Annotated in this window: 18 protein-coding genes and 2 tRNA genes; 7 read left to right on the top strand and 13 right to left on the bottom strand. The window is 70.0% G+C overall.

Annotated features, from left to right (window positions below):
- Positions 1-13 precede the first annotated feature (13 nt).
- Positions 14-1,102 (bottom strand): ABC transporter permease, encoded by a 1,089-nt coding sequence (locus tag D451_RS0118920; RefSeq protein WP_017535585.1) that lies wholly within the window; start codon positions 1,100-1,102, stop codon positions 14-16.
- A 346-nt stretch (positions 1,103-1,448) separates the two neighbouring features.
- Between D451_RS0118920 and D451_RS0118915 the strand changes: the two genes are divergently transcribed.
- A complete protein-coding gene (locus D451_RS0118915; RefSeq protein WP_017535584.1) occupies positions 1,449-3,074 on the top strand; it encodes an alpha/beta fold hydrolase in 1,626 nt (541 codons plus the stop codon).
- 463 nt (positions 3,075-3,537) lie between these two features.
- Here the strand turns inward: D451_RS0118915 and D451_RS0118905 are convergent, their stop codons facing one another.
- The 5 genes from D451_RS0118905 to D451_RS0118885 form a co-directional block, all read right to left on the bottom strand.
- Positions 3,538-4,098 carry a septum formation family protein gene (locus D451_RS0118905; protein ID WP_017535583.1) on the bottom strand — a complete coding sequence of 187 codons (561 nt, stop codon included), beginning with the start codon at positions 4,096-4,098 and terminating at the stop codon, positions 3,538-3,540.
- A 277-nt stretch (positions 4,099-4,375) separates the two neighbouring features.
- Positions 4,376-4,452: transfer RNA gene (locus D451_RS0118900), tRNA-Lys, on the bottom strand.
- A gap of 207 nt (positions 4,453-4,659) precedes the next feature.
- Positions 4,660-4,733 (bottom strand) — tRNA-Lys (locus D451_RS0118895).
- A gap of 123 nt (positions 4,734-4,856) precedes the next feature.
- Entirely contained in the window at positions 4,857-5,042 is a 186-nt protein-coding gene (locus D451_RS0118890) for a hypothetical protein (RefSeq protein WP_026125184.1), read from the bottom strand.
- Positions 5,043-5,220: 178 nt separating this feature from the next.
- A complete protein-coding gene (locus tag D451_RS0118885) occupies positions 5,221-7,005 on the bottom strand; it encodes an AfsR/SARP family transcriptional regulator (protein ID WP_017535582.1) in 1,785 nt (594 codons plus the stop codon).
- A 211-nt stretch (positions 7,006-7,216) separates the two neighbouring features.
- Between D451_RS0118885 and D451_RS0118880 the strand changes: the two genes are divergently transcribed.
- Complete coding sequence (locus tag D451_RS0118880) at positions 7,217-8,209, top strand: MurR/RpiR family transcriptional regulator (protein WP_026125183.1); 993 nt, start codon at positions 7,217-7,219, stop codon at positions 8,207-8,209.
- Between the two features lie 77 nt (positions 8,210-8,286).
- Positions 8,287-9,264, top strand: a complete 978-nt coding sequence (locus D451_RS0118875) for an N-acetylmuramic acid 6-phosphate etherase (RefSeq protein WP_014909215.1) — start codon at positions 8,287-8,289, stop codon at positions 9,262-9,264.
- Positions 9,265-9,305: 41 nt separating this feature from the next.
- On the opposite strand, the gene D451_RS0118870 is transcribed toward D451_RS0118875, so the two are convergent.
- On the bottom strand, positions 9,306-10,868 hold the full coding sequence (locus D451_RS0118870) for a DUF885 family protein (RefSeq protein ID WP_017535580.1): 1,563 nt from the start codon (positions 10,866-10,868) through the stop codon (positions 9,306-9,308).
- 110 nt (positions 10,869-10,978) lie between these two features.
- On the opposite strand from D451_RS0118870, the gene D451_RS0118865 reads away from it, so the two are divergent.
- Entirely contained in the window at positions 10,979-11,722 is a 744-nt protein-coding gene (locus D451_RS0118865) for a SanA/YdcF family protein (RefSeq protein ID WP_017535579.1), read from the top strand.
- Positions 11,723-11,776: 54 nt separating this feature from the next.
- On the opposite strand, the gene D451_RS0118860 is transcribed toward D451_RS0118865, so the two are convergent.
- From D451_RS0118860 to D451_RS0118850, 3 genes are all read right to left on the bottom strand, one after another.
- Entirely contained in the window at positions 11,777-13,213 is a 1,437-nt protein-coding gene (locus D451_RS0118860; RefSeq protein WP_017535578.1) for a hypothetical protein, read from the bottom strand.
- 66 nt (positions 13,214-13,279) lie between these two features.
- Entirely contained in the window at positions 13,280-13,891 is a 612-nt protein-coding gene (locus D451_RS0118855) for a SanA/YdcF family protein (protein WP_394296801.1), read from the bottom strand.
- 88 nt (positions 13,892-13,979) lie between these two features.
- Positions 13,980-14,600 (bottom strand): DUF1707 SHOCT-like domain-containing protein, encoded by a 621-nt coding sequence (locus tag D451_RS0118850; RefSeq protein ID WP_014913309.1) that lies wholly within the window; start codon positions 14,598-14,600, stop codon positions 13,980-13,982.
- A 736-nt stretch (positions 14,601-15,336) separates the two neighbouring features.
- Between D451_RS0118850 and D451_RS0118845 the strand changes: the two genes are divergently transcribed.
- Positions 15,337-17,175 (top strand): UvrD-helicase domain-containing protein, encoded by a 1,839-nt coding sequence (locus D451_RS0118845; RefSeq protein WP_026125182.1) that lies wholly within the window; start codon positions 15,337-15,339, stop codon positions 17,173-17,175.
- A 76-nt stretch (positions 17,176-17,251) separates the two neighbouring features.
- On the opposite strand, the gene D451_RS0118840 is transcribed toward D451_RS0118845, so the two are convergent.
- Both D451_RS0118840 and D451_RS0118835 read right to left on the bottom strand, forming a co-directional pair.
- Positions 17,252-18,652 carry a DUF6114 domain-containing protein gene (locus tag D451_RS0118840; protein WP_017535575.1) on the bottom strand — a complete coding sequence of 467 codons (1,401 nt, stop codon included), beginning with the start codon at positions 18,650-18,652 and terminating at the stop codon, positions 17,252-17,254.
- Between the two features lie 4 nt (positions 18,653-18,656).
- On the bottom strand, positions 18,657-19,304 hold the full coding sequence (locus D451_RS0118835; protein ID WP_014908940.1) for a DUF6230 family protein: 648 nt from the start codon (positions 19,302-19,304) through the stop codon (positions 18,657-18,659).
- A gap of 219 nt (positions 19,305-19,523) precedes the next feature.
- On the opposite strand from D451_RS0118835, the gene D451_RS0118830 reads away from it, so the two are divergent.
- A complete protein-coding gene (locus D451_RS0118830) occupies positions 19,524-21,383 on the top strand; it encodes a GMC oxidoreductase (RefSeq protein ID WP_014911099.1) in 1,860 nt (619 codons plus the stop codon).
- Positions 21,384-21,429: 46 nt separating this feature from the next.
- On the opposite strand, the gene D451_RS0118825 is transcribed toward D451_RS0118830, so the two are convergent.
- On the bottom strand, positions 21,430-22,209 hold the full coding sequence (locus D451_RS0118825; protein WP_017535574.1) for a MerR family transcriptional regulator: 780 nt from the start codon (positions 22,207-22,209) through the stop codon (positions 21,430-21,432).
- Positions 22,210-22,384: 175 nt separating this feature from the next.
- Between D451_RS0118825 and D451_RS0118820 the strand changes: the two genes are divergently transcribed.
- The coding region (locus tag D451_RS0118820; protein WP_017535573.1) for a diiron oxygenase at positions 22,385-22,694 on the top strand (310 nt) is incomplete at its 3' end.

Raw genomic sequence — 22,694 nt, 5'->3', positions numbered from 1 at the left:
GTCGTCGTCCCCCTCAGTTCTGGATGCGCGGATCGAGCCTGCTGTAGAGCAGGTCGGAGACGAGGTTGGCGATCACCACGCACGAGGTGATGATGATGAGCAGGCCTTGGAGCAGCGGGTAGTCGCGGTAGTTGACCGCGTCCAGCAGGAGTCCGCCGACCCCCTTGTAGACCAGGACCTGTTCCACGAAGATCGCGCCGCCGACGAGGGTGCCGAAGGAGATGGCGATCTGGGCCACCAGGGGCAGGACGGCGTTGCGTCCGACGTAGGCGGTGGCGATGCGCGCGTCGCGCAGACCGCGGGCGCGGGCGACCGTCACGTAGTCCTCGCCGAGCACCTCGGTGGTGGAGGCCTTCATGATGAGCATCCAGGTGCCGATGATGGCGAGCACGTAGGTGATGATCGGCAGGGCCGCGTGGAAGAACGCGTCTCCGATGAAGACGAACGAGAACTCCGGCTGGACCCCGGGGCTGAGCGTGCCCCGTAGTTCGATCGGGTTGAACCACCCCAGGTACATGCCTCCACCGACGACGAGCACCATGGCGATGAGGTAGTTGGGGATGGCGCCCAGGACCGAGGCGACGACACTGAGGACGTGGTCGACGACCTTGTTGCGCTTGTAGGCCATGACCATGCCCAGGGCCAGGCCCAGGGAGATGGCGATGAGCGTGCCGACGCCGATGCTGAAGAGCGTCCAGGGGAGATAGGCGCCGATGGCGTCGGTGACGCTGAATCCGGGCCGGTTGATGGTGCCGCCGAGGTCGAAGGTGAGGATCCCGGTGATGAACTCCCACCACTGCTCGTAGAGGGGGGCGTCGGGGTCGTAGGCGAGCGAGTGCATCGCGATGGCGCGTGCCTCGTTCATCGACATGCCGCCCTGGGTGAGGCGGCCCGCCATGACGTCGATCGGGTCGCCCGGCATCGCGCGTCCCAGGAAGAACGTCACGTTGGCCACGACGAAGACCACGACGGCGGCCTTGCGGACCTTGACGAACACGTAGTTGCGCCAGATCCGTGCGAGGAGGGGTCTGGACTTCCGGGGGGCGGAGGGCCCCGAATCACCGGTCTCCGGTGGTGGGGCGGCCGCGAGTTCGGTGGCCACGGGGCTCCTTCGGGCATGGGGGGACAGCTGAGGTGAAGGGACCTCTTTCATCTATTAGGAAACTTTCCTAATAGATGATCACGGTAACGCCCCTCATGTGGCTCACACCACCCTCGTGACCAAAAGGCGTCTTTCGTGCGACATGATCGGCATCACAAAAAGAACAAAAGATGACAAACAGCCCATAAGGCAACAGGAGAAACGTCCTCATTCGGCCATTGGACCGAGTGATGACATTTGTGAGTGTTCGAAGACAGGGTCCGATTCGTACGGTTGCCGCACGACCACACCGCCGGGGAGCCCCCGCCCTCCTCCGCGGCACCCCAGAAGACGGAGGAGACCCCCCGTGCCCCCGAAACACCCGGCCGTACGCGGAACCGCCGCGGTCCTGGCCTCCGGGCTGGCCCTGACCCTGATCGCGGCCTCACCGGCGACGGCCGACACCCCTCTCCCCGAGCCCGTCCTCTTCCACGAGCAGGAGATCGACTGGACCCCTTGTGAGGAGGAGATCCTCTCCTCCCTGGAGTGCGCGCGCGTCGAGGTCCCCCTCGACTACTCCGACCTCGACGGAGAACGCATCGAACTGGGCGTCCTACGTATCCCCGCCACCGACCCCGAGGCCGCGCGCGGGGCCCTGTTCCTCAACTTCGGCGGCCCCGGCGGCCCGGCCCGACTCTCCGCCACCGGCTACGCCGGAACGGAGCTCAACGAGGTCTACGACATCATCGGCATGGACCCGCGCGGCGTCGGCGCCTCCACCCCGCTCGACTGCGGTGTCGATTTCCCCATGATGGGCCCGCGACCCACGGACGCCGAGATCTCCGCGTACACTCGCGAGACGATCCGCTACAGCCGGGCCTGCGACGCCGCCCAAGGCGAACTCCGCCGGCACATGACCACCGCCAACACCGCACGTGACATGGACGTGGTCCGCGCCGTCCTGGGCGAGGAGAGGCTCAACTACCTCGGCTACTCCTACGGCACCTACCTGGGCGCGGTGTACGGAAGTCTGTTCCCCGAACGCCTGGACCGCAGCGTCCTGGACAGCGCGATCGACCCGGACGAGATCTGGCGCGCGACCTTCATGAACCAGGCCCCCGGCTACACCGAGGGGGTCGAACGATACGCGGAGTGGATCGCCGAGCAGAACGACGAGTACGGGCTCGGCTCCACCACGACGGAAGTCATGGACACCTTCCACACGACCTCGGCCCGACTCACCGAGGAACCCCGTACCGACGTTCCGGGGATGGGCGGCGAGGCCTACGACGGGGCGTTCTTCGACGCCTCGGCCGGCGAGTACGCCCGTTACCAGGAGTCCTGGGCCGAGACCGCTCCCTTCCTGGCCGCGCTCGCCCTCGAAGAGAAGGAGGTGCCGCCTCCCCCGCTCCAGAGGGAGCTCCCCGACATCGACCCGACTCTGTACGCCTCCAACATGGACCTCTTCTCCGCGCTGGTGTGCGAGGCGGAGTGGCCGCGACGGATCTCCACCTACCGGCAGGACGTCCGTGAGCACCGGGAGCTCTACCCGTTCGGGGTCGGAGCCTTCTTCGCCGCGGTCCAGAGCTGTACCTTCACCGAGTATCGGCCGACCGAGGCTCCGGTCGAGGTGACCCGGGACGGTTACGAGCCGGGGGTGATCATCGGTGGCGAGTTCGACCCGCAGACCCCGCTCGCCGGGTCGGTGAGCCTGGCCGAACGGCTCGACGGCCCGCTGATCACCGTCACCGATGACGGGGCCCACGGCTTCTATCTGCCCGGGGTCGGCGCTCAGGACCCGTACCCGTGCGTGCGGGAGAAGGTGGACTCCTACCTGATCGACGGGGATCTGCCCGACGATACGACCTGCCCGGGTCGACCTCGACCCACGTCGGTCACCGACGTTCCGGACGAGGCGCCGATCGCACCCCTCTGGGAGCCGGGCCGACCGCTCCCGCAGGCCGGGCCCGTACCGACGGCACCGATCGGCTGAGTTCCGACCATCCGGGCTCCGGGGAACGGAGCGGTGGCCCGCGCCGAATCGGCACGGGCCACCGTGTGGTCGACGTCCGCCTCGAGGGTCAGGGCGTCCTGGTCCTCTTCGCCGAGGGTCAGGGGCGTCTCGATGGCGAACGGCTTCTCGTTCTCGAAGGTCTCCGGCTCCTCCGTCTCGACGATGGCGGTCTCCGGGGCAGGGACGGGCTCCGCGTCATCGTGGGAGAAGGGAGGGGGCGACGGAAGTCCGCGTTCCGAGAGGGTGAGCGCCGTGCCCACCGCCGCGCCCGAGGCGAGGTGATCGCGCTGGGGACGACGTGTCGCGGACGGCATGCTCACTCCATCGGTTCGCTCGTAACGGGACCGGTCGAGGCTCGACGACCGGTACATCAGGAGCAGACGCGTCCGAAGCGAGAACGGTTCCGCCCGAACACGAATTCTCTCCGTGTCCGGGATACGAGCTAGCGGCCGGCGCCTTCGAGGGTGCCGGTCGTGGTCTCGTCCGGGAGCATGACGTAGCAGAGGATCTCGCGGTCACCGGCCTCCCAGCCCGCCTCGATCGGGGTCAGGTACGAGGCGTAGATCTCGGAGACCGCGTAGTCGACGCCGACGAAGTCCATGAAGGGCTGGCCGTAGCAGGCCTCCTCGGCGGAGGCGTTGACCGACTCCGTGCCGGGGAAGTCGCCCTCCGGGAGGATCTCGCTGTAGAAGAACTCGGAGTCGTGCGGCTCCGAGCAGTCGACCACGGGGACGCCCTGGACCTCGGAGCCCATGAGGGCCGAGTTCATCTCGGACTCGTTGAAGCAGTCACCGACGGTGAGCTCCATCACGTTGTTCTCGTTGGAGCCGACGCTGCCGGCGCCGGAGTCGGTCCCGGTGGTGCCACCGGAACCGCCGTCGGCGCCACCGGCCGCCTCTTGAATGATGGACTGCGCGATCCCGCAGGAGGACAGGGCGAAGGCGGCCGCGACGGCACCCACGGTGAGGGAGATGTTACGGAGGGCAGGGGAGAGAGCGGGCATTGATGGCTCCGGTCGGGTCAAGGGATGTGAGAGGGGGATGGCAGGAAGACAATTCACCACACAAGCCCTGACTGTCAATCCGATTCAGCCTGGTCACGGAGGGGCCACGGGACGAAACCCCATGTGGCGTAACGATCAGGACATGTGCGAAGAACCGAAAAGAACTTTAGAGGAGGGTAAGGACAGAACCGACCGACGGCCCCCCGACAGTCTCCCGACAGACCCCTGAACACGAAGAATCCCGGCCGGTGGGCTTCGCCCTCCGACCGGGATCATGTGGTGCGCCATCAGGGACTCGAACCCCGGACCCGCTGATTAAGAGTCAGCTGCTCTGACCAACTGAGCTAATGGCGCCCGCTTCCCGCCGAGACCTTCCGGCTCTCCGCGGCAACGAACTCAACTCTACAGGAACTTCCGAGCGGCTCGCGCCGTTCGACCCCCTTCCTCCGATGTTGTGCTCCAGACCACGCGAGATGTTCGACCACGTCACACGCCCGAACCCGTGGGACGACGAAGGGCCCGGACGACGGTACTTCCGTCGTCCGGGCCCTTCGGCTCCGGTGCGTCATCAGGGACTCGAACCCCGGACCCGCTGATTAAGAGTCAGCTGCTCTGACCAACTGAGCTAATGACGCCTGTTCCCCGCCGAGGCCTTCCGGCTCTCTGCGGCAACGGAGTTAACTCTAGCAGGGCCGCGGAGTGGTCGCGAACCGTTCGCGGGGCCGGCCTGGGTCGGCCCCGTCACGGGGTGGCGTCCGTCAGGAGAACGCCAGGACCAGGGCGACGATGATCGCGATGGCCAGAAGCACACCCACACCCGCCAGCACCAACGGCAGGATGGGGCGGCGCGGGGCCTCCTCGGGCTCGGGGTTCTCGTCGACGAAACGGCGGAAGTGCTGTGTGGTACCCGCCGGGTCCATGCTGGGATCGTTGTTCTGCGTCATGGGGTTGACACTAGCGACTCATGGGACCACTGAGCACCCCTCACCGAAGATCCGGTCGATCTCACAACCGTTCGTTGACGGAACACATACCCGGGCCCGCCTTTCGGATGACCTTCGGTCCTTCCCCGCACCCGACGCGCCGCGACTGAAAACCGAACGTAAGGCCCGTGCCGCACACTCAGGTCGGGTGCTCGGCGCCCGACCGGTACTTCCCCGCGGCCGTGCCCGAGCCCAGGGGCCCGGCGCGCAGGACCGCGGCCATCCTGGCCGTGGGAGAGACCCCGCGCGCCGGGTCCACCCGTTCCACCAATCGCACCAGTTCCTCGGCGTCCCGCTCCGGGTGGGCGTCCAACCAGGCCACGGCCATCCTCAGCGACAGCGGCAGCCGTCCGGCCAGCTCCGCGACCCGACGCAGCGTCTCCCCTCGGTGCCGGTCCGTTCCCAGGAGCGAGCGCAGCAACGCCACGGCGTCCTCCGTCTCCAGAGCTCCCACGGGGAGCGCTCGGAGCCCGTCCCTGACCAGCAGGTCCGTGAGCCAGTTGCGGCTGGTCACCACCGCCGCGCTGCCGGGCCCGCCCGGCAGGAGTGGCCGCACCTGGCGGGCGGTCGCGGCGTTGTCCAGGACCACGAGCACCCGCCGCCCGGCCAGCAGGGAACGCAGACGGGCCGCCGCCTCCTCCGGCTCGTCGGCCCCGATGTCCGAGGGACCGGTGCCCACCGCCCCCACCGACAGCGAGCGGACCAGGCGTCGCACCACCTCCCCCGGTTCTCGTGGCTCGCCGTCCGCGTCGCGCAGGTTGACGTAGAGCTGGCCGTCGGGAAAGTGAGAGGTCACCGAATACGCCCAGTAGAGCGCGAGAGCGCTGCCTCCCGCCCCCGCCGGGCCGCGGACCAGGACGCTCCCGGGGGTGGTCGAACAGGGGTCGACGAGACGATCGAGCTCGGCCAGGGCGTCGGCGCGTCCGATGAGGCCGCGAGGGGCGGCCGGGAGTTCCGCGGGCACGAGACCCCGCCTCCCCCTGCCCCCTCCTCGGACGGTACGGGCGTGGACGTCGCGGTGGGAGCGCTGGCGGGGCACCACTGATCGTGGGACGCCGTCCCCACCCCGCAGAGCCCCGGCGGGAAGGGGCCCGTGCTCGGGCCGATCGTCCAGGTCCCCCCTCAGGACGCCGTGGAAGGTGTCCTGGAGTTCCCGCCCCGGATCGACGCCGAGCGCCTGGGCCAGAGCCGCACGGGTGCGCGAGTAGACGCGCAGGGCCTCGCTCCGACGCCCGCAGCGGTAGAGGGCGATCATCTGGACCCGGACGAGGGGTTCACGCTGGGGGTGGTCGGCGGTGATGGAGGCGATACGGGTGGCGACCCTCTCGTGCTCACCACGTGCCAGTGCCGCGCCGAAGCCGGTCTCCGCCACGCGCAGCAGCTCCTCGTGGAGCGGCGGCACGTCGTGTTCCCTCAGCAGGGGCGAGTCGATGTCGGCCAGCACAGGGCCGCGCCACAGTGACAGGGCCTCGCCGAGCAGGTCGGCGTGGGCGTCGGTGTCCCCCCGGTCCGCCGCGAGATCGGCCTCCCGCACCAGGGACCTCAACGTCAGCAGGTCACTGCGATGGTCGTCGAGCTCGATCCGATAGCCGCCGTCGGAGCTGTGGATCAGGGGGTGTCCCAGGGTCTGGGCGAGCAGGGCCCGTACCCGGGCGACGTGCACCTGGAGCGCTCCCCTGGCGGCGGGCCCCGGTTCGTGCCAGACACGGGCGATGAGAGAGGCCGTGGAGACGGTCCTGCCCGCGTTGAGCAGCAGGGTCGCGAGCAGCGCTCGACGACGTTCTCCGCGCAGGCTCAGAGGGGCACCGTCGACATGCAGACCGAACCGCCCGAGCAACCGGACGTAGAGGCCCTCGCGGGCGGGTTCGGGGGATCCGTTGTCGGCCACCTCGCCCCGTGTCCCCGCCGGGCCGAACAGCGACACCGCGTTCTCCTCCCCTGACCCCGATGCGGTGGGAACGCGACCCTGTGCGGCAGGGCGCGTCACCTGGACCCCAAGCGTCCCGCCTGAACTGGGATTCCGCAATCAGAACGGGGATACTTGCCGCACGGACCGTCCCTTGAAATCCTTGAATCTCCCGGTTTTTCCCGTCAGCGCGTTGACTCTGACCCTTGACCGAAAGAAACTTTCATCCATGGCGCAAATCCCGAAACCGATGGGCGAACGACCGAGCCGGGGGGAGGCCCCCGCGCCACCGGCCCCGACCACGGTGCTGAGGATCCGGTCGCTGCTCCCCTCGCTCGCCCCCGCGGAACAGCGGGTGGCCCAGCGGGTCATCGACGACCCCGAACGCGCGGCCGCCTCCTCCATCACCCAACTCGCCAAGGACTGCGCCACCTCCGAGGCCACCGTCATCCGCTTCTGCCGCACCATCGACTTCAGCGGATACCGCGAACTGCGGCTGGCCCTGGCCACCGAGGCCGGGCAGGCCCGGGGCGCCCGGACCAACATCCCCGAGCTCGCCGGCGACATCAACCCCGACGACACCCTGGTCACCGTCGTCCAGAAGATCGCCTACACCGACGCCCGCGCCGTGGAGGAGACCGGGGCCGCCCTGGACGTGGAGGTCCTGCGCACGGTCATCGACGCGCTGGCCAACGCCCGACGCATCGACGTGTACGGCGTGGGCGCCAGCGCGTTCGTGGGGGCCGACCTCCAGCAGAAGCTGCACCGGATCGGTCTGACGTCGTTCGCCTGGTCGGACGCGCACGTGATGTTGACCAGTGCCGCGCTCCTGGAGGAGAGCGACGTGGCGATCGGCATCTCGCACAGCGGCACCACCATCGATACCGTCCAGGCGCTCACCGAGGCCGGACGCAGGGGCGCCCGGACCGTCGCGATCACCAACTTCCCCCGCTCCCCCATCGGCTTCGCCGACCACGTCCTGACCACGGCGGCGCGCGAGACCATGTTCCGCTCGGGCGCCACCGCCTCCCGGCTGGCCCAGTTGACGGTGGTGGACTGCCTGTTCGTGGGTCTGGCCCAGATCCGCTACACGGACAGTCGCACGGCCCTGGAGACCACGTACGAGGCGGTGCGCGGCCTGAGAATGCACGAGGACCGCAGACGTCGCCGGAACGAGACCCCCGATAAGAAGACCGAGAACCCCACCGGCAACGACGACTGACCCTCGACCCGCGTCGGCCTCTCCCGGAACCCCTCCGGGCCCGGGGCCGACGCCACCGGATGGAAGGACGAGCCCGGGTGCGGACCGAACAGGAGACCCCAGTGCGCGGCGGTAGTGACGGACAGCGACCGGACCGGACCGGACCGGGAGGAGACGAGGCCGTGATCGTGCGGTCTCCCACGGAGGCCCGGAACTCGGGCACCTACGACATCGACCTGCTCTCGGCTCTGGAGATCCTGCGACAGATCAACGCCGAGGACACCACGGTCGCGGCGGCCGTGGGCGCGGTCCTGCCCGAACTGGCCGAGGCCGTGGAGCTGGGGGTGAAGGCGCTGGAGTCGGGCGCCGCCATCCACTACTTCGGGGCCGGCACCTCGGGGCGGATCGCGGCCCAGGACGCCGCGGAGCTGCCGCCCACCTACGGGGTCCCTCCCGAGTGGGTCGTGGCCCACCACGCGGGCGGCGGCGACGCCTTGACCAAGGCCCTGGAGGGGGTCGAGGACAGCCGGGAGGCGGGGCGGGCCGACGCGGCCGAGGTGCCGGAGGGCTCCCTGGTGGTCGGTCTGGCCGCCAGCGGCCGCACCCCGTACGTGGGGGGCGCTCTGGAGGCGGCGCGGGAGAGGTCGTGCGCGACCGTGCTGATCAGCGCCAACCCGGACGCGCCACTGGCCTCCTCCGCCGACGTGCACGTGGGTGTCTCCACGGGCGCCGAGGTGATCGCGGGATCGACCCGGATGAAGGCCGGCACGGCGCAGAAACTGTTGCTGAACTCCTTTTCCACCGCCGTGATGGTGCGGATGGGTCGGACCTACTCCAACCTGATGGTCGGGGTGGACGCCACCAACGGCAAGCTGCGAGGACGCGTGGTGACGATCCTGGTCGAGGCCACCGGCCTGTCCGAGGAGGCCTGCGCCGAGGCGTTGAACGCGGCCGAGGGCGACACCCGGGTGGCCCTGGTGTCGTTGCTGGCCGGGGTCGACGCCGAACGGGCGGCGTCCGCCCTGGACGTGGCACGTGGACGGGTCCGGGTGGCCTTGGGCGAACTCGGTATCTGACCGTCGGGCCCGCGTGCCGAGGGCGCGCGGGCCCGGTCGGGTCAGTCGTCCAGGATCGCGTCGATCAGACCGAGCGGAGGCGCGCCCAGCGCCAGGAGCTCACGGTGGAACCGCTGGAGGGAGAATCCGCTCCCCCACCGTTCCCGGGCCCGTTCGCGCAGCGCCAGGATCTCCAGCTTGCCCCAGGTGTAGCGACCGTAGGTGGGGTCGAAGGTGGCCCTCTGGGCCTCGGCCAGCGCGGCCGGTCCCTGGAGGGGCGTGTCCTCGACGAAACGCGTGGTGGCCTCCTCCACCGTCATCGAGCCGGAGTGCACGCCGATGGCGACCGCCAGACGGGTGACCCGGATGAGCGCCTCCAACCACACACCGATCTCGAAGTGGTCGGCGGTCCAGTCGGGGTCGCCCAAACGCTCGGCGGCGTACTCGCCGAACCCCTCTTCGACGCACACCTCCTCCACATAGTGCGCCCATCCTTCGACGAACGACATGGAGGGCAGGGCCCGTCGGACCGGGCTCTGGAGTCGACGCAGGGCCCGTCCGTGCGAGTAGTGGCCGGGGGCCACCTCGTGCACGCTCACGGCGGGCAGCGTGGTGTGGCTGAACATCTCCAGCCACTCGTCGGCCTCCTGCTCGGACCACTCCGGGTCCGGCGGGTTCACGTAGTAGAAGGAGGGGGTGTCCCTCTCCCACGGCCCGGACCAGGCCATCATCGCGGTCGCCCAGCGCTGGGCCGGCGGGGGCACGTCCACCCGGCACTCGCCGTCGCTGTAGGGCGCCAACCCGCGTTCGGCGGTGAACTCCAGGCAGAGTTCGGTCCAGCGTCGCGCGGATTCCAGGACACCCTCGGTGTCGGGGTGATCCCGGGTCAGCTCGCGGGCGACCTCCAGCGGCTCCCGACCGGGTGCCAGGCGGCCGGTGGCCTCGGCCAGGAGGGCGCGCAGACGGTCGCGTTCGGCGTCGGCGCGCGCGGCGAGGTCGGTCAGGTCGACCTCCATCGCCTCGGGCGTCCCCATCAGGCGGGCGAGGGCCTCGCCGCCCAGGGAGACGTCCTCCGGGCCGTGCTCCGCGGCGTGCTCCAGGTGTGCCACCAGGCGCGCGTGGGCGGCGAGGGCGTCACGGCGCACGTCCTCGGGCATCTCGTCGGGCAGGGAGCCGGAGAGCCCCCGGGCCGCTCCGAGCAGGGACTTCGCGGTCGGAGCGCCGACGCGGTCCAGGGAGGCGATCGCGTGATCGACCAGACGGGGCCATAGGCGCAGGTGGGCGATCCGCGCCGCGTCCCTCTCGGCGGCCGGGGCGTACTCGCGTTCGTAGTCGGACAGGTCCATCCCACCGATGTGGACGAGCGGGTTGTCCCGATGCGACTGGAGTTCCCCCAGTTCGTAGCGGAGACCGTTCTCGAAGGCGGTCAGGTGGGCCTCGTCGTGCGGGTCCTCGAGGGGGTCGCCGCCCAGACGTTCCAGATGGGCGCGGACACCTTCGGGGGACAGGTCCGCGGCCGTGCCGTCGTACTCGTGCAGCCCCGCGTGCCCGCGCATGGCGTCGGGAAGCAGTTCCGCGATGGCCCTCAACCTCGGGGGGAGTTCCGGATGGATTCGTTCGGACATGCGGTGACCCTAACCCGGGCCTTTCCCGGAGGGAAAACCCTTATCGGGGCCCGGCCGCCCGCCCCGGCCCGATCGGGAACCCCGGCGCCGCCCCACGCGTCTCCCCTGGTGTGAAGACCTCCGAACCCTCCTCTCCCGATCCCGACGACGAGGCCTCCCGGAGCGGAAGAGGGCCCACGCCGCGCCACCGGATCCTGCTCTGGTCGGTCTCGGTCCTGGTCCTTCTGGGGTGCGCGCCGTTCCTGTGGCAGACGGCCGCCACCGCGGAGTACCGGTACACGGTCGACGACGTGCCCGAACGCCCGGTCGGCGTGGTGCTGGGCGCCGGGGTGCGCCCCGACGGTCTTCCCAGTCATCTGCTGGCCCAGCGGCTGGAACTGGCGGTCGAGTTGTACGAGGCGGGGCGGATCCGGGCGGTCCTGGTCACCGGGGACAACGGTGAGGAGCACTACAACGAGACCGACACCATGCGCGACCACCTGATCGCCGCGGGGGTCCCGCCGGAGCGGATCGTGGGAGATCACGCCGGGTTCAACACGTGGGACTCGTGTGTACGGGCCCGTGAGGTGTTCGGGGTGGAGGAGGCCGTCGTGCTGACCCAGGAGTTCCACCTGTCACGGAGTGTGCGACTGTGCCGGGCCGCGGGGATCGACGCCGTCGGGGTGGGCGACGACAGCATGCGCGAGCGCACGACGGCCACGGTGTACGGGTGGGCGCGCGAGGTCCCGGCGGCGGTCTCGGCGCTGGGCAAGATCCTCTTCCGCCCCGATCCGCGGTTCCTGGGCGACTACGAGCCCGGTGTGGACGAGGCCCTCGCCGAAGCCGACGAGGCCGAGGGGGCGGACCGCGGCTGATCGGGTGCCCGTCCCGGCCGAGGCCGCTACGGACACCCGACCGGGCACCACCTTCTAGCGTCCGCCGAAGAGCCTTCCGAACAGTCCGCCGGGGGCGGGCGCGGCCTGCGCGGGGCTCTGAGGGGCCTCGGGCTCGGGCTCGTCGTCGGGCTCCACGCCGACCAGGGCGCGGTACTCCTCGGCGTTCTCGGGGAACGCCCAGGCCGCCAGGGTCGCGGTGAACTCCTCGTCCTCCCAGGCGTCGTCGGGGAGTTCTCCGATGGCCCACAGGACCTTGAGGGTCTCCTCGTCGTAGTCGGCGCGGGTGTGCTCTTCGAGCGTGCGCTCCTTGGATCGGGGGCCGAGGACCAGTTCGAGGCCGACCCCGGCGACCAGGGCGCGGGACTCCTCGTCGCTCTTGAGCAGGTCGGGCAGGATGTCGAGACGCAGGCGGCGGGAGCGGTCTCCGGCCCTCCCCAGCGCCAGGAGGCCCAGGACCTGGGGCGAACGGTTACCGCAGTGCGGCCAGGACTCGTTGAAGAGGCCCTCGTAGCCCATGGAGGTGCCGCCGCCCCGCCCGATCCGGCGCAGCCCCTCGCGCGGGGTGTTCTCTCCGTGGATGAGGACCAGGGCGACGGAGGCGGCGAAGGAGTTGTAGAGGTTCCCGCCGGCCATCTGATGGGTCAGGCCCACGGTGAGGTCGACGTCGGTGGGGTCGCCGAGCAGACCGAGGGCGAACAGTTCGGCGGGCAGGGGCTCTCCGCCGCTGCCGAGCGCGGCCTGCCTGATGGCCTCGCTCACCGAGGTCGCGGAGGCGCCCGGGGTGGGGCGCAGGTCCTTGGCGAGCAGGACCTGGGAGGCCGAGGTGATCTCGGAGACGATGCGCTCGGACTCGGTGGGCAGGAAGGCGAGCAGGTAGCTCACCCACTCCCCCGCCCGGTCCATCCCGCTGCGGTTCCTGTCGTCGTGCAGGAGGGCGACCAGGTCGGGGACGCGGGCGAGCACGGCCTCGTAGGTGTCCAGTTCGGCCTGGAGGAGGGCGACGCCGTCGTCGGCCTCCAGCACCGCGAGACGGTTGCGCATGCGGTGGTGGTGCTGTTCGTCGGGTGCCTCCTCGCTCCAGGTCCGGTACTGGGCGCGCACCTTCTCCAGGTCGTTGGAGGAGGCCCAGGCCACCTCGTCACGCCACTGAGCGAGGTCGGTGGTCCGGGGAAGACGGTCCTCCGGGTGCGCGGCGACCAGTTCCAGCAGGAGGCTGAGGGGACGCCACCGGTCCATGTCGGAGGTCTCCGGGGAGACCGCGAGGTCGACGAGGCGGTCGACGACCTTGGGCGCGGCACGGTGGCCGGGGGCGGGGAAGCGGATGATGTCGTGGAGGTCGGACAGCGCGCCATCGCTGGTCGCGGCCGTTTCGAGCAGCTCGGGGATGCGTTCTCCGCCCTCGGGCGCGAGGGAGGCCCAGTCGACCTCGGCGGCGTGGTCGTGTTCTTCGTTTCCCGTGGTCGCGTTCATACGCCGATTATCCCGGCTCGGAAGGGGTGCGCGTATCGAAGGGGCGGGGTTCACACGGCGGACCGATCAGATGTCGGTGGGGTCGGGGCGTCCGCTCCGCAGGGGGTCCGGTCGGGTCAGGGCGTCGCGCAGGGCCTTGGCCGCCGCGGGGATCTCGCGCAGGTAGCCGATGAGGGTGGAGCGTCGGCGGGCGCCCATGCTCGAGTCCCCGACCCCCAGGGCGTCGATTCCGGCGGCGCGGGCCAGGGCGATGGTCCTCGGCAGGTGGAACGACTGGGTGACCATGACGGCGGCGTCCACTCCGTACCAGCGTCCCACTCTGGTGCAGGTGTCCCAGGTCCGGTATCCCCAGGGGTCCGCCTCGACGCGGTCCGCGGGGACTCCGCGTTCGACGAGGTACCGGGTCATGGTGTCGGTCTCCCGGTTGGAGACCTCGCGGTTGTCGCCCGAGACCAGGATCCGGTCGACGCGCCCCCGTTCCATGAGGGCCACGGCCAGGTCGAGCCGCCGGGCGAGCAGGGGCGAGGGCCCTTCGGGCCAGGCCGCGGCGCCCAGGACGACGGCGACGGGACGGTGCGCCACACGTTCGACGTCGGAACGGCGGCCCGCGGCGGCCAGGCGGGTCCAGGCGAGGGGGGCCAGCGCCAGGGCGCACACTCCCACGCCGGTGATCATCATCGTGGTGAGCAACCCTGCCGTCCTCCCGTGCCGTGGATCCCACCATCATGGCGTACGGAGACCGGCGCGGGGACCCCGCGAGGAGGCGTCAGCCGAAGAGGCCGCCCCAGCCCTTGGCACTCTTGTGGCGCACTCGAAGGCTTCCGCCCTGGCAGGCCCCGGTGATGACGAAGTGGGTGACGCCGGCCCGACGGATGGAGTCCACGTCCGAACGCAGACTGCCGAACCATGAGGAGTCGACGTCGACCTCGGCGGTGGCGGTCTCGGGAAGGATCAGGTCGGCCCCGCCCCAGGAGGCGTCCAGGTGGACCTCCACCACGGGGGTGGAGATGAGGGCCTCTCGGAAGTCGAGGCGGATGGAACCGAAGCGGCCGTCCACCTCGATACGGTGCGGCACGGTCCATTCGCCCTTACGGACCATCGGCTGGCCCTTGGCCTGGAGCACCAGGGGCGGTCCGCCGCCGACCACGGCCCCGTGGGCGGGCACCGCCGGGGAGGTCCCCACGATCGGTCCCGTGGCCCCGGTGGGGAGGTCGGCCACGATGGGTTCGAGGTCGGCGTAGGTCTTGGCCGCGTAGACGGCGTTGAGCCGTTCGTCCAGTTCGTCGAGGTCCAGACGCCCTTCGCCGGCCGCCTCCCTCAGGATCTCGGCGACCTGGTCGCGTTCCGCGTCCGAGATCCGCATCCTGCTCATGTCGTTGGGGGCCACGTGCGCGCACCGTTCCTTCCACCCGTTTTGTCAGACCCACGGTAGAGCATGAGGAACGAACGGAGCGGCGAGCCTCTCACCGGGGCACCGCCCCGCCCCGCTTCGGAGGGGGCGGGACGGGGCGTCGCTTCCCTGGAGTGGTCGAGGACGCTGCCGAGGCAGGACGGGCCCCGGCAGCGTCCTCGACCACAGGAGATCCCCTCCCCGGGTGGATCAACGATCTCGCACCGTGCGCCGTCTGCACAGAGCGTGTCCTCATCCGGCCAGAGAGCGACCTTCCGGGAGGCCGGAACCTCGACGTCACCCGCACCGGGTTTCGGTCGAGGCCTCCGAGCCGACCACCACCCCTCATCCCACTGTGAAGACCACTCGAGGGCGGCCCTTCACGCCTTGGAGAACCAGATTTCGGACGGCACATTAACCATGTTTCGGACCAAGAAGCCCCCCACAAAGACGCAGGTCGACGAGCCGCCTCCGAAGACCCTTCGAAGCCTCATCGCAAATCTTCGAACACCTCTCCGTAAAACATCCTTTGATCTGCGAAAACACCGCACCCCAAGGGTTCCCGGAATCTGCCCGTGATCGCCCGGTTAAGGGCGTTTGCCCAAATTCCCCGGCGAGCATGTTCACAGTGAAAGCGAACGGTCGCCCGAGCGATCTCCCCTCGCACGACACCCGTCCGATCCGACCGTCCGACAGAGCCATCATCAGGTCGAAGACCGGAGGAAACCACGACGTGTCCGCCCTTGCGATCGCCCCGACGTTTCTCAGCGATTTCGCCCGTCTCACGCCGGACGTCCAGCTCGGCACGCTGGACGTGATGCGCGCCTACCAGGCCGGCGAGCACCCCGACCTGGAATCGGTCGCGGGCGCCGCCGACCCTCGTGTCAGGGTCGTCGACATCGCCCCCGACTGGTCCGGCGTCATCGTTCCCGACCCCCGCTCCGAACAGGAGGCGGACCTCCACGAACGGGAGGACGCCGAAGAGGAGGGGCCGGACTATCGACTCCTCACCGTGCGCCCGCGCGACGAAGCCCTCCGCTACGCCCGCGACCTGCGTCCGGAGGCCCTGACGAACCCGCCCTCCGCGGCCGGCGTCGGCCCGGCCGATCTGGCCCCCTCCGGCCCTCCCGAGCTCTCCGGCGCCCTCACCGCCCCCTTCGACCAGTGGCGGATCACCCTCCACCCCGACCAGCACCGTCTGGCCGAGGGGGAGTTCAAGGGCTCCGTCCAGGTCACGGGCGGGCCCGGGACCGGCAAGACCGTACTGGCCCTCTATCGAGCCGCGTACCTGGCCGAGATGGACGCCGAGGCCCACCCCGAACGGAACCGGGAGTCGGTCCTGCTCACCACCTACAACCGGGCTCTGGCCCAGACCCTCTCCGACCGGCTCGACCGGCTCCTGACCTCTCCCGGAGCCCGCGCCCGGGTGCGGGTCGTCACCATCGACGGACTGGCCCGTTCCGTCGTCCAGTCGCACAGCGGCATGGCGCCCCGGATGATCGACGGCGACGAGCTCGCGCAGCGTTGGCGCGCGGTCGCCCTGGCCGACGGTCTGCCCTTCTCCGGCCGGTTCCTCGTGGACGAGTGGGAACAGGTCGTGCTGGCCAAGGGATTGGAGTCGCCGGTCGACTACATCCGTTGTGAACGCAGCGGTCGTATCCAGCACCTGGCCCCCGAACACCGGCGTCAGGTCTGGGAGACGATCCGACGCTATGTGGGGGCGATGCGGGTGGAGGGCCTGTGGGCCTACCCGCAGCTGGCCGCCGAGGCCGCGCGGTTGCTCGAACGTTCCGGCCCGTTGTACCGCCACGTGGTGGTCGACGAGTCCCAGGACCTGCACCCGGCCCAGTGGCGGATGCTGCGCGCGGCCGTCCCCGAGGGGCCGGACGATCTGTTCATCGTGGGCGACCCGAACCAGCGGGTCTCCGACAACCGGGTCTCGTTGGCCTCGCTCGGTATCAATGTGCGCGGACGCGGTCACCGGCTCCGGGTCGGTTACCGGGTGACGCAGGAGATCCTGGATTGGAGCCTTCCGATCCTGGGGCGGCGGGCGGCTCTGGGAATGGACGACAACGCCGACACCCTCGCCGGGCTCCGCTCCTCACTGCACGGCCCCGAGCCCGTGGTGCGGGGCTGCGACAACCGGGCCGAGGAGCTCCGTGCCCTGGGCGAGTGGGTCGAGGTGTGGCTGGCGGCCGGGGTACTGCCCGGAGAGATCGCGGTGGCCGGACGCAATCACTGGGTGGCGCGCGAGGTCGCCAAGGAGTTGGAGGCCAGGGGCGTTCCCACCTCGCCTCTGGAGGGCGCCGGACGGTCGGAGGCGGTCCGGGTCGGCACGATGCACCGGATGAAGGGGCAGGAGTTCCGATGCGTGGCCCTGGTCGGGGTCAGTGATCACCTCTTGCCTCCCAAGGCGGCCATCGAGGCGGCCGAGGGCGACCCCGTCGCGTTGGAGCACGTCGTCCAGCAGGAGCGGACACTGCTGTTCGTGGCCTGCACCCGTGCCCGAGACGCTCTGTACGTGTCCCACGTGGGCCGCCCCAGCAGGTTGATCACCGGCGACGAGATCTGATCGTTCCGAGAACGTCCCCGGGGCGTTCCGACGGACGGGGGGCACCGCGTGACGCGGTGCCCCCTCTCCCGTCCTGTCAGGTTCCTCCGCCGTACCGACCGTCCAGACCCGGGATGGTCATGAGATCGGTCGAGGCCATCGGGTCACCGACGTCGACGTCGGTGACGTACATGATCGGCAACAGCAGGGGCGGCGGGAAGTCCGGGGTGAAGGTCAGCGGGATCCCCAGAATGCGGACGTGCATGCTCGTGACGTGCAGTTCGACGTCGCCGTCGAGGTTCATCGTGGGCAACCCCAGCGACCTGCGGCTTCCGGCGTCGTCGAACCACAGCTCGCCGCCTTCGAGGACGGTGCTGCTCATCGTGATCCGGATGTAGCGGCGCGGCCCGTCGGCGGTGGGGCATTCGACCACTCCCTCGTAGCGGGCACCGAACATGGCGAGGCTGTCGGCGGTCAGCCCGGAGTCACGGACCGACCCTCGGAAACAGTCGTAGTCGGAGTCGACCATGACCTCGGGGTAGTCCCCCGCCTCCTCCGCGGCCCGACAGGCCATGACCGCTTCGAGGAAGTCGTCCTCGTCCTCGACGACGGCGGAATCCCCGACCCGCAGGTCACAGTCCTCCGGAGCCGCGTCCTCTTCCTCCTCGTCGGTCTCCTCGTCCTCCTCGCGCCCGTCGTCCTCCTTCTCCTCCTCTTCCTCCTCGTCACCGTCGCCCTCTCCGGGGTCGGGTCGTTCGGGAGGCACGGAGGCCCCGTCGGAGGGTTCGGGAGAGGGATCCCGTTCGGGCTCCTCCTCCGAACTCTCGTCTCCGTCCCCGGGGAACAGCCAGTCCCAGGGCCAGCCCGCTGAGGACGTGGGGGCGGCGGTGAGGGCGACCGCGACGGCCAGGGGAAGCGCCAGCGCGGCCAGGGGGCGGGCCCCCCGCCCCGGACCGTCGACCGAAGGCTCGGAGGCAGGGGTATCGGGGGCCCCCTCCGCGGGTTCGGGGACGTCGGTGCCGGTGTCCTCGACGTCCCGTGTGTCCTCGTCCTCCTCTTCGGGCCGTTCCGAGGTCTCCCCCTTCCTCGCGCGGCGTGCTCGGCGCTGGTCGAGGGCCTTGGGCCCCCAGGCGAACACGAGCGCCCCGCCGACGATGCCGACCAGCATGCCGATGACGAAGCCGCCGAAGTTGGAGGTGACGAAGGAGGCCAGGGAGAGCATGACCCCGACCAGGCCGAAGAAGACGTTCTGGGCCGGTTGCAGCCAGCTCAGCACACCGAGCGCGATCAGCAGGAAGCCGATGAGGGTGCCGGAGACTCCGGCGACACCGGCGTAGACGATCAGGTCGATCGGCAGGATCAGACTCTGGGCGGCGGGGGCGACCAGCAGCTCGATTCCGGCCACGACGAGGAGGAGTCCGCCCCAGAACGGCCGTGTGCGCCGCCAGTCGCGGAACCGCTCCCGCCCCGCCCGGAAGAGGGTCATCGCTTGGGCCATGGGATCAGAAGCACTCGTGGTTGCCGGGGCGGATCGCCAGTCCGAGCCCGCTCAGCCGCAGGGAGCCGGAACTGACCGCCCAAGAGGTCATCTCCATCTCGGAGACGGTGATGGTGTCGGCCTGGAGTCCGAAGCCCCCGGCCGGCCCCTGACCTCCGTCGGCCTTGTCCAGTGTGCTGGCGTCACGGCCGATCTCGATGGCGCCGAACTCGGCGTTGCCCTGGAGCTGTTCGATGTCGATGACCATCGAGGTGCCCTCGACCGGGGTGTCGGCACCGGCGGTGATGACCAGGGTCGCCTCCCCGATGGGCAGGTCCCACAGAGAGGACATGCACAGGTTCTCGAGTTCGGCGGAGTCGACGGTGGAGAGTCCCACCGGCCGGGCGGAGCCGTCGACCGAGGAGGCGACGTCCCCGTACTGGCTGAACCCGGTGCCGGAGAGTCGGTCGGCGGACATCTTGAAGCTGTCGCCGGAGACCGCGAAGGAGGCGGCCAGCAACCCCTGCGTGGTCATGCCGCCGAGCACCGCCGCCGCCACCAGACCGGGGACCGCGACCAGGGCGAACCTGCGCCAACGGGTACCGCCTCGGCCTTCGTTCGTTCCGGACGCGTCTTGAGGCGCCTCCGGCACCTCTTCCGGGGCCTTGGGCATCTGTACCTCCAGAGGTTCCGTCACCCCTGGGGGCGACGAGGGGGAAGGAGACTTGCGCCGACGCGCGCCACGTGTGTTATATGGAACACACCTACTCGGCGGTAGTGACGAACATTACAATATTGGTTGTCACATTTCCAGATGACTAGTTCATCGTTGCGGACTCGTATCCGGCGCATTACGGGCAACCGCTTCCGACCTGGAGAGAGGCCGAGTTCCATGCCCCCTCAGAGCACAGAGGCCCCCGCCGATCGATACGCATCGGACGACGACTTCGACTACGACGTCGTCGTGATCGGGTCGGGGTTCGGCGGATCGGTGAGCGCGCTCCGCCTCACCGAGAAGGGATACCGCGTCGGTGTCCTGGAGGCCGGACGCCGTTTCACCCCCGAGACCCTGCCCTCGTCCTCCTGGGACCTGAGGAACTTCCTCTGGGCCCCGAAGGCCGGCATGTACGGGATCCAGCGCATCCACCTGCTGCGCGACGTGATGATCCTGGCCGGGGCCGGGGTGGGAGGTGGTTCGCTCAACTACGCGAACACCCTGTACCACCCGATGGACCCCTTCTTCGAAGACCCCCAGTGGCGGCACATCACCGACTGGAAGACGGAGCTGGCCCCCTTCTACGACCAGGCCCGTCGCATGCTCGGCGTGCGCACCAACCCCACGATGACCCCCTCCGACGTCCATCTGAAGGCGGTCGCCGAGGACATGGGCGTCGGTGACACCTTCCGGCTGACCCCGGTGGGCGTGTGCTTCGGCGACGGACGGGACGGGGAGGGGAACAAGGCCGCCCCCGGCGAGTCCGTGGGGGACCCCTACTTCGGCGGCGCGGGCCCCGAGCGCAGGGCCTGCACCGAATGCGGTGAGTGCATGACCGGCTGCCGGCACGGCGCCAAGAACACCCTCACCGAGAACTACCTGTACTTCGCCGAACGCGGGGGCGCCGAGATCCACCCCCTGACCACGGTGGAACGGCTCCGGGTCCGCCCCGACGCCGAGGGCGGCGGTTTCGCCGTCGACACCCTCCGCACCGACGCCCCGCGACGGAGGGAGAACGCCCGCACGTTCACCGCCCGTCAGGTGGTGGTGGCCGCGGGCACCTACAACACGCAGGACCTCCTGCACCGGATGCGCGACGACGGTCTGCTGCCGCGCCTGTCCTCCAGGTTGGGCACCCTCACCCGCACCAACTCCGAGGCGCTGGTGGGGGCCATGAGCAAGCAGGTGCCGCCGCCCGAGGACCTCACCCACGGCGTCGCCATCACCTCCTCCATCCACCCCGACGAGAACACCCACATCGAACCGGTGCGCTACGGCAAGGGCTCCAACGCGATGGGGCTGCTCACCACCATCCAGGTCCCGGGCGGCGGGAGGATCCCGCGCTGGCTCCGCTACCTGGGGCTGATCGCGCGCAACCCGTACGTGTTCGCCCGCAGCCTCTCCAACCGGCGCTGGTCGGAGCGGATCATCATCGGTCTGGTGATGCAGTCGTTGGACAACTCGTTGACCACCTCGGTCAAGCGTGGACCGTTCGGCGGCCGGAAACGACTCACCTCGCGCCAGGGCCACGGGGAGCCCAACCCGACCTGGATCCCCGCCGGCCAGGAGGCCGCCACGCGGCTGGCCGAGCGGATCGACGGCTACCCCGGCGGCACCATCGGGGACCCGTTCAACATCCCGATGACCGCGCACTTCCTGGGCGGCTGCCCGATCGGGGACGGCCCGGACACCGGGGTGATCGACCCCTACCACCGGCTGTACGGATACCCGGGGCTGCACGTGGTGGACGGTTCGGCGGTCACCGCCAACCTGGGGGTGAACCCGTCGTTGACGATCACCGCGCAGGCCGAACGGGCGATGTCGTTGTGGCCGAACAAGGGCGAGAAGGACGCCCGACCGCCCCAGGGCGAGGCGTACCGCAGGGTCGACCCGGTCTTCCCCCACGCTCCCGCCGTACCGGCCGGCTCCTTCGCCGAACTACGGCACACCGGGTCGCTTCCGATCTCGGTGGTCACGAAGCGCTCCTCCGAGACGGGCGGGTCCCCCGTGCGGGTCGAGGACCGTCCTTCGGGGTGAGGCCTCCGGGGCCCGGACGTCGCTCGCGGCGTTCGGGCCCTCCCGGTCAGGCGGGGCCCGCGGGCCCCTCGTCCCCGTCCGTCTCCCTCGTTCCGAGGTGCTCCATGGCCTCGGCGAAGTGGTCGCCCATGGCGTTGGCGAGGTGGTGGGCCATCTCCTGGGCCAGGACCGCGTCGACCGCCTGCTGCGCCAGGGGGCGCACGCGTCGGACCAGTTCGGCGATCTGGGCGACGTCCTCGCTCTGGACGACGGTCCCCGGCGCGTACTCGTGGATGATGTGGTCCGAGACCAGCCGCACCATGTGCTCGGAGACGTCGCCGATGTGCTCCCTCAGGTTCTCCGCGATGTCGAGCACCGAGGAGACGCTCATGCCCAGGCGGACCAGTTCGACGCCGGCGTGGAACAGGCGCGGGCTGGGGATCCGGAAACGCAGACCGTCGCGTTCGAGCAGGCGCAGGTCGAGGGCGCGCTTTATCGTCCGCGGGGTCACCTCCTTGCCGAAGATCTCCCGCAGTTCGCCGATCCCGACGTAGTCGGCGATCTCGTCGCTCCAGGCGTCGCCGATGGCGGACTCGAAGCCGAGGATCTCGGACAGGTCGCCGCCGCGTTCCCATACCTGGAACATCTCTCCGATGTTGGCGAAGGTGTAGCCGCGACGGAGGAGTTGGCCGATCAACCGCAGGCGCGCCAGGTGCGCCTCGGAGTAGATTCCGACGCGGCCTTGGCGTCGGGGTGGGGCGAGCAGCCCTCTGTCCTGGTAGACCCGGACGTTGCGCACCGTCGTCTCGGCGAGCCGGGCCAGTTCGTCAATACGGTATTCGGCCATGGGACCAGCCTAGAGATCCGTGAGAGCCGTACTCATCGGTGTTCCGATCCTTTCCCGCCATTGAACGTTGTCAATGAAGATTGTAACGTTTTAACCAAACGGAGTGAACAGGGTCACATCAGACGAACCCCTCGTTCGGCGCGCCTCCGACACGGAACACCCTCGGGAGGGATCCATGTCCGCAGCCCGAACCCCTGAGGTCGCGCCCACCGACCGCGAGGACATCGCCAAGCGTCTCCTGCGCGGATCGGCCAAGGCCTCCTACGACCCCCTGGTCCAGATCGACTGGGACGCGCCACTGAAGGACCTCTGGGGCATGCGCCCCGAGCGCGTATCCCTCTACGGCACCCACCTGTGGGACCGGCTCACCGAGGAAGAGCGCAAGGAGCTGTCCCGCCTGGAGGTCGCCTCCACCATGGCGACGGGCATCTGGTTCGAGACCATCCTCATGCAGATGCTGGTCAGGCACGCCTACCACAACGACC

This window comes from Nocardiopsis alba DSM 43377 (assembly GCF_000341225.1).
In the GTDB taxonomy this organism is placed as follows: domain Bacteria; phylum Actinomycetota; class Actinomycetes; order Streptosporangiales; family Streptosporangiaceae; genus Nocardiopsis; species Nocardiopsis alba.
The sequence above is the reverse complement of the archived record's forward strand: the minus strand, read 5'-3'. Positions and strand labels throughout refer to the sequence as shown.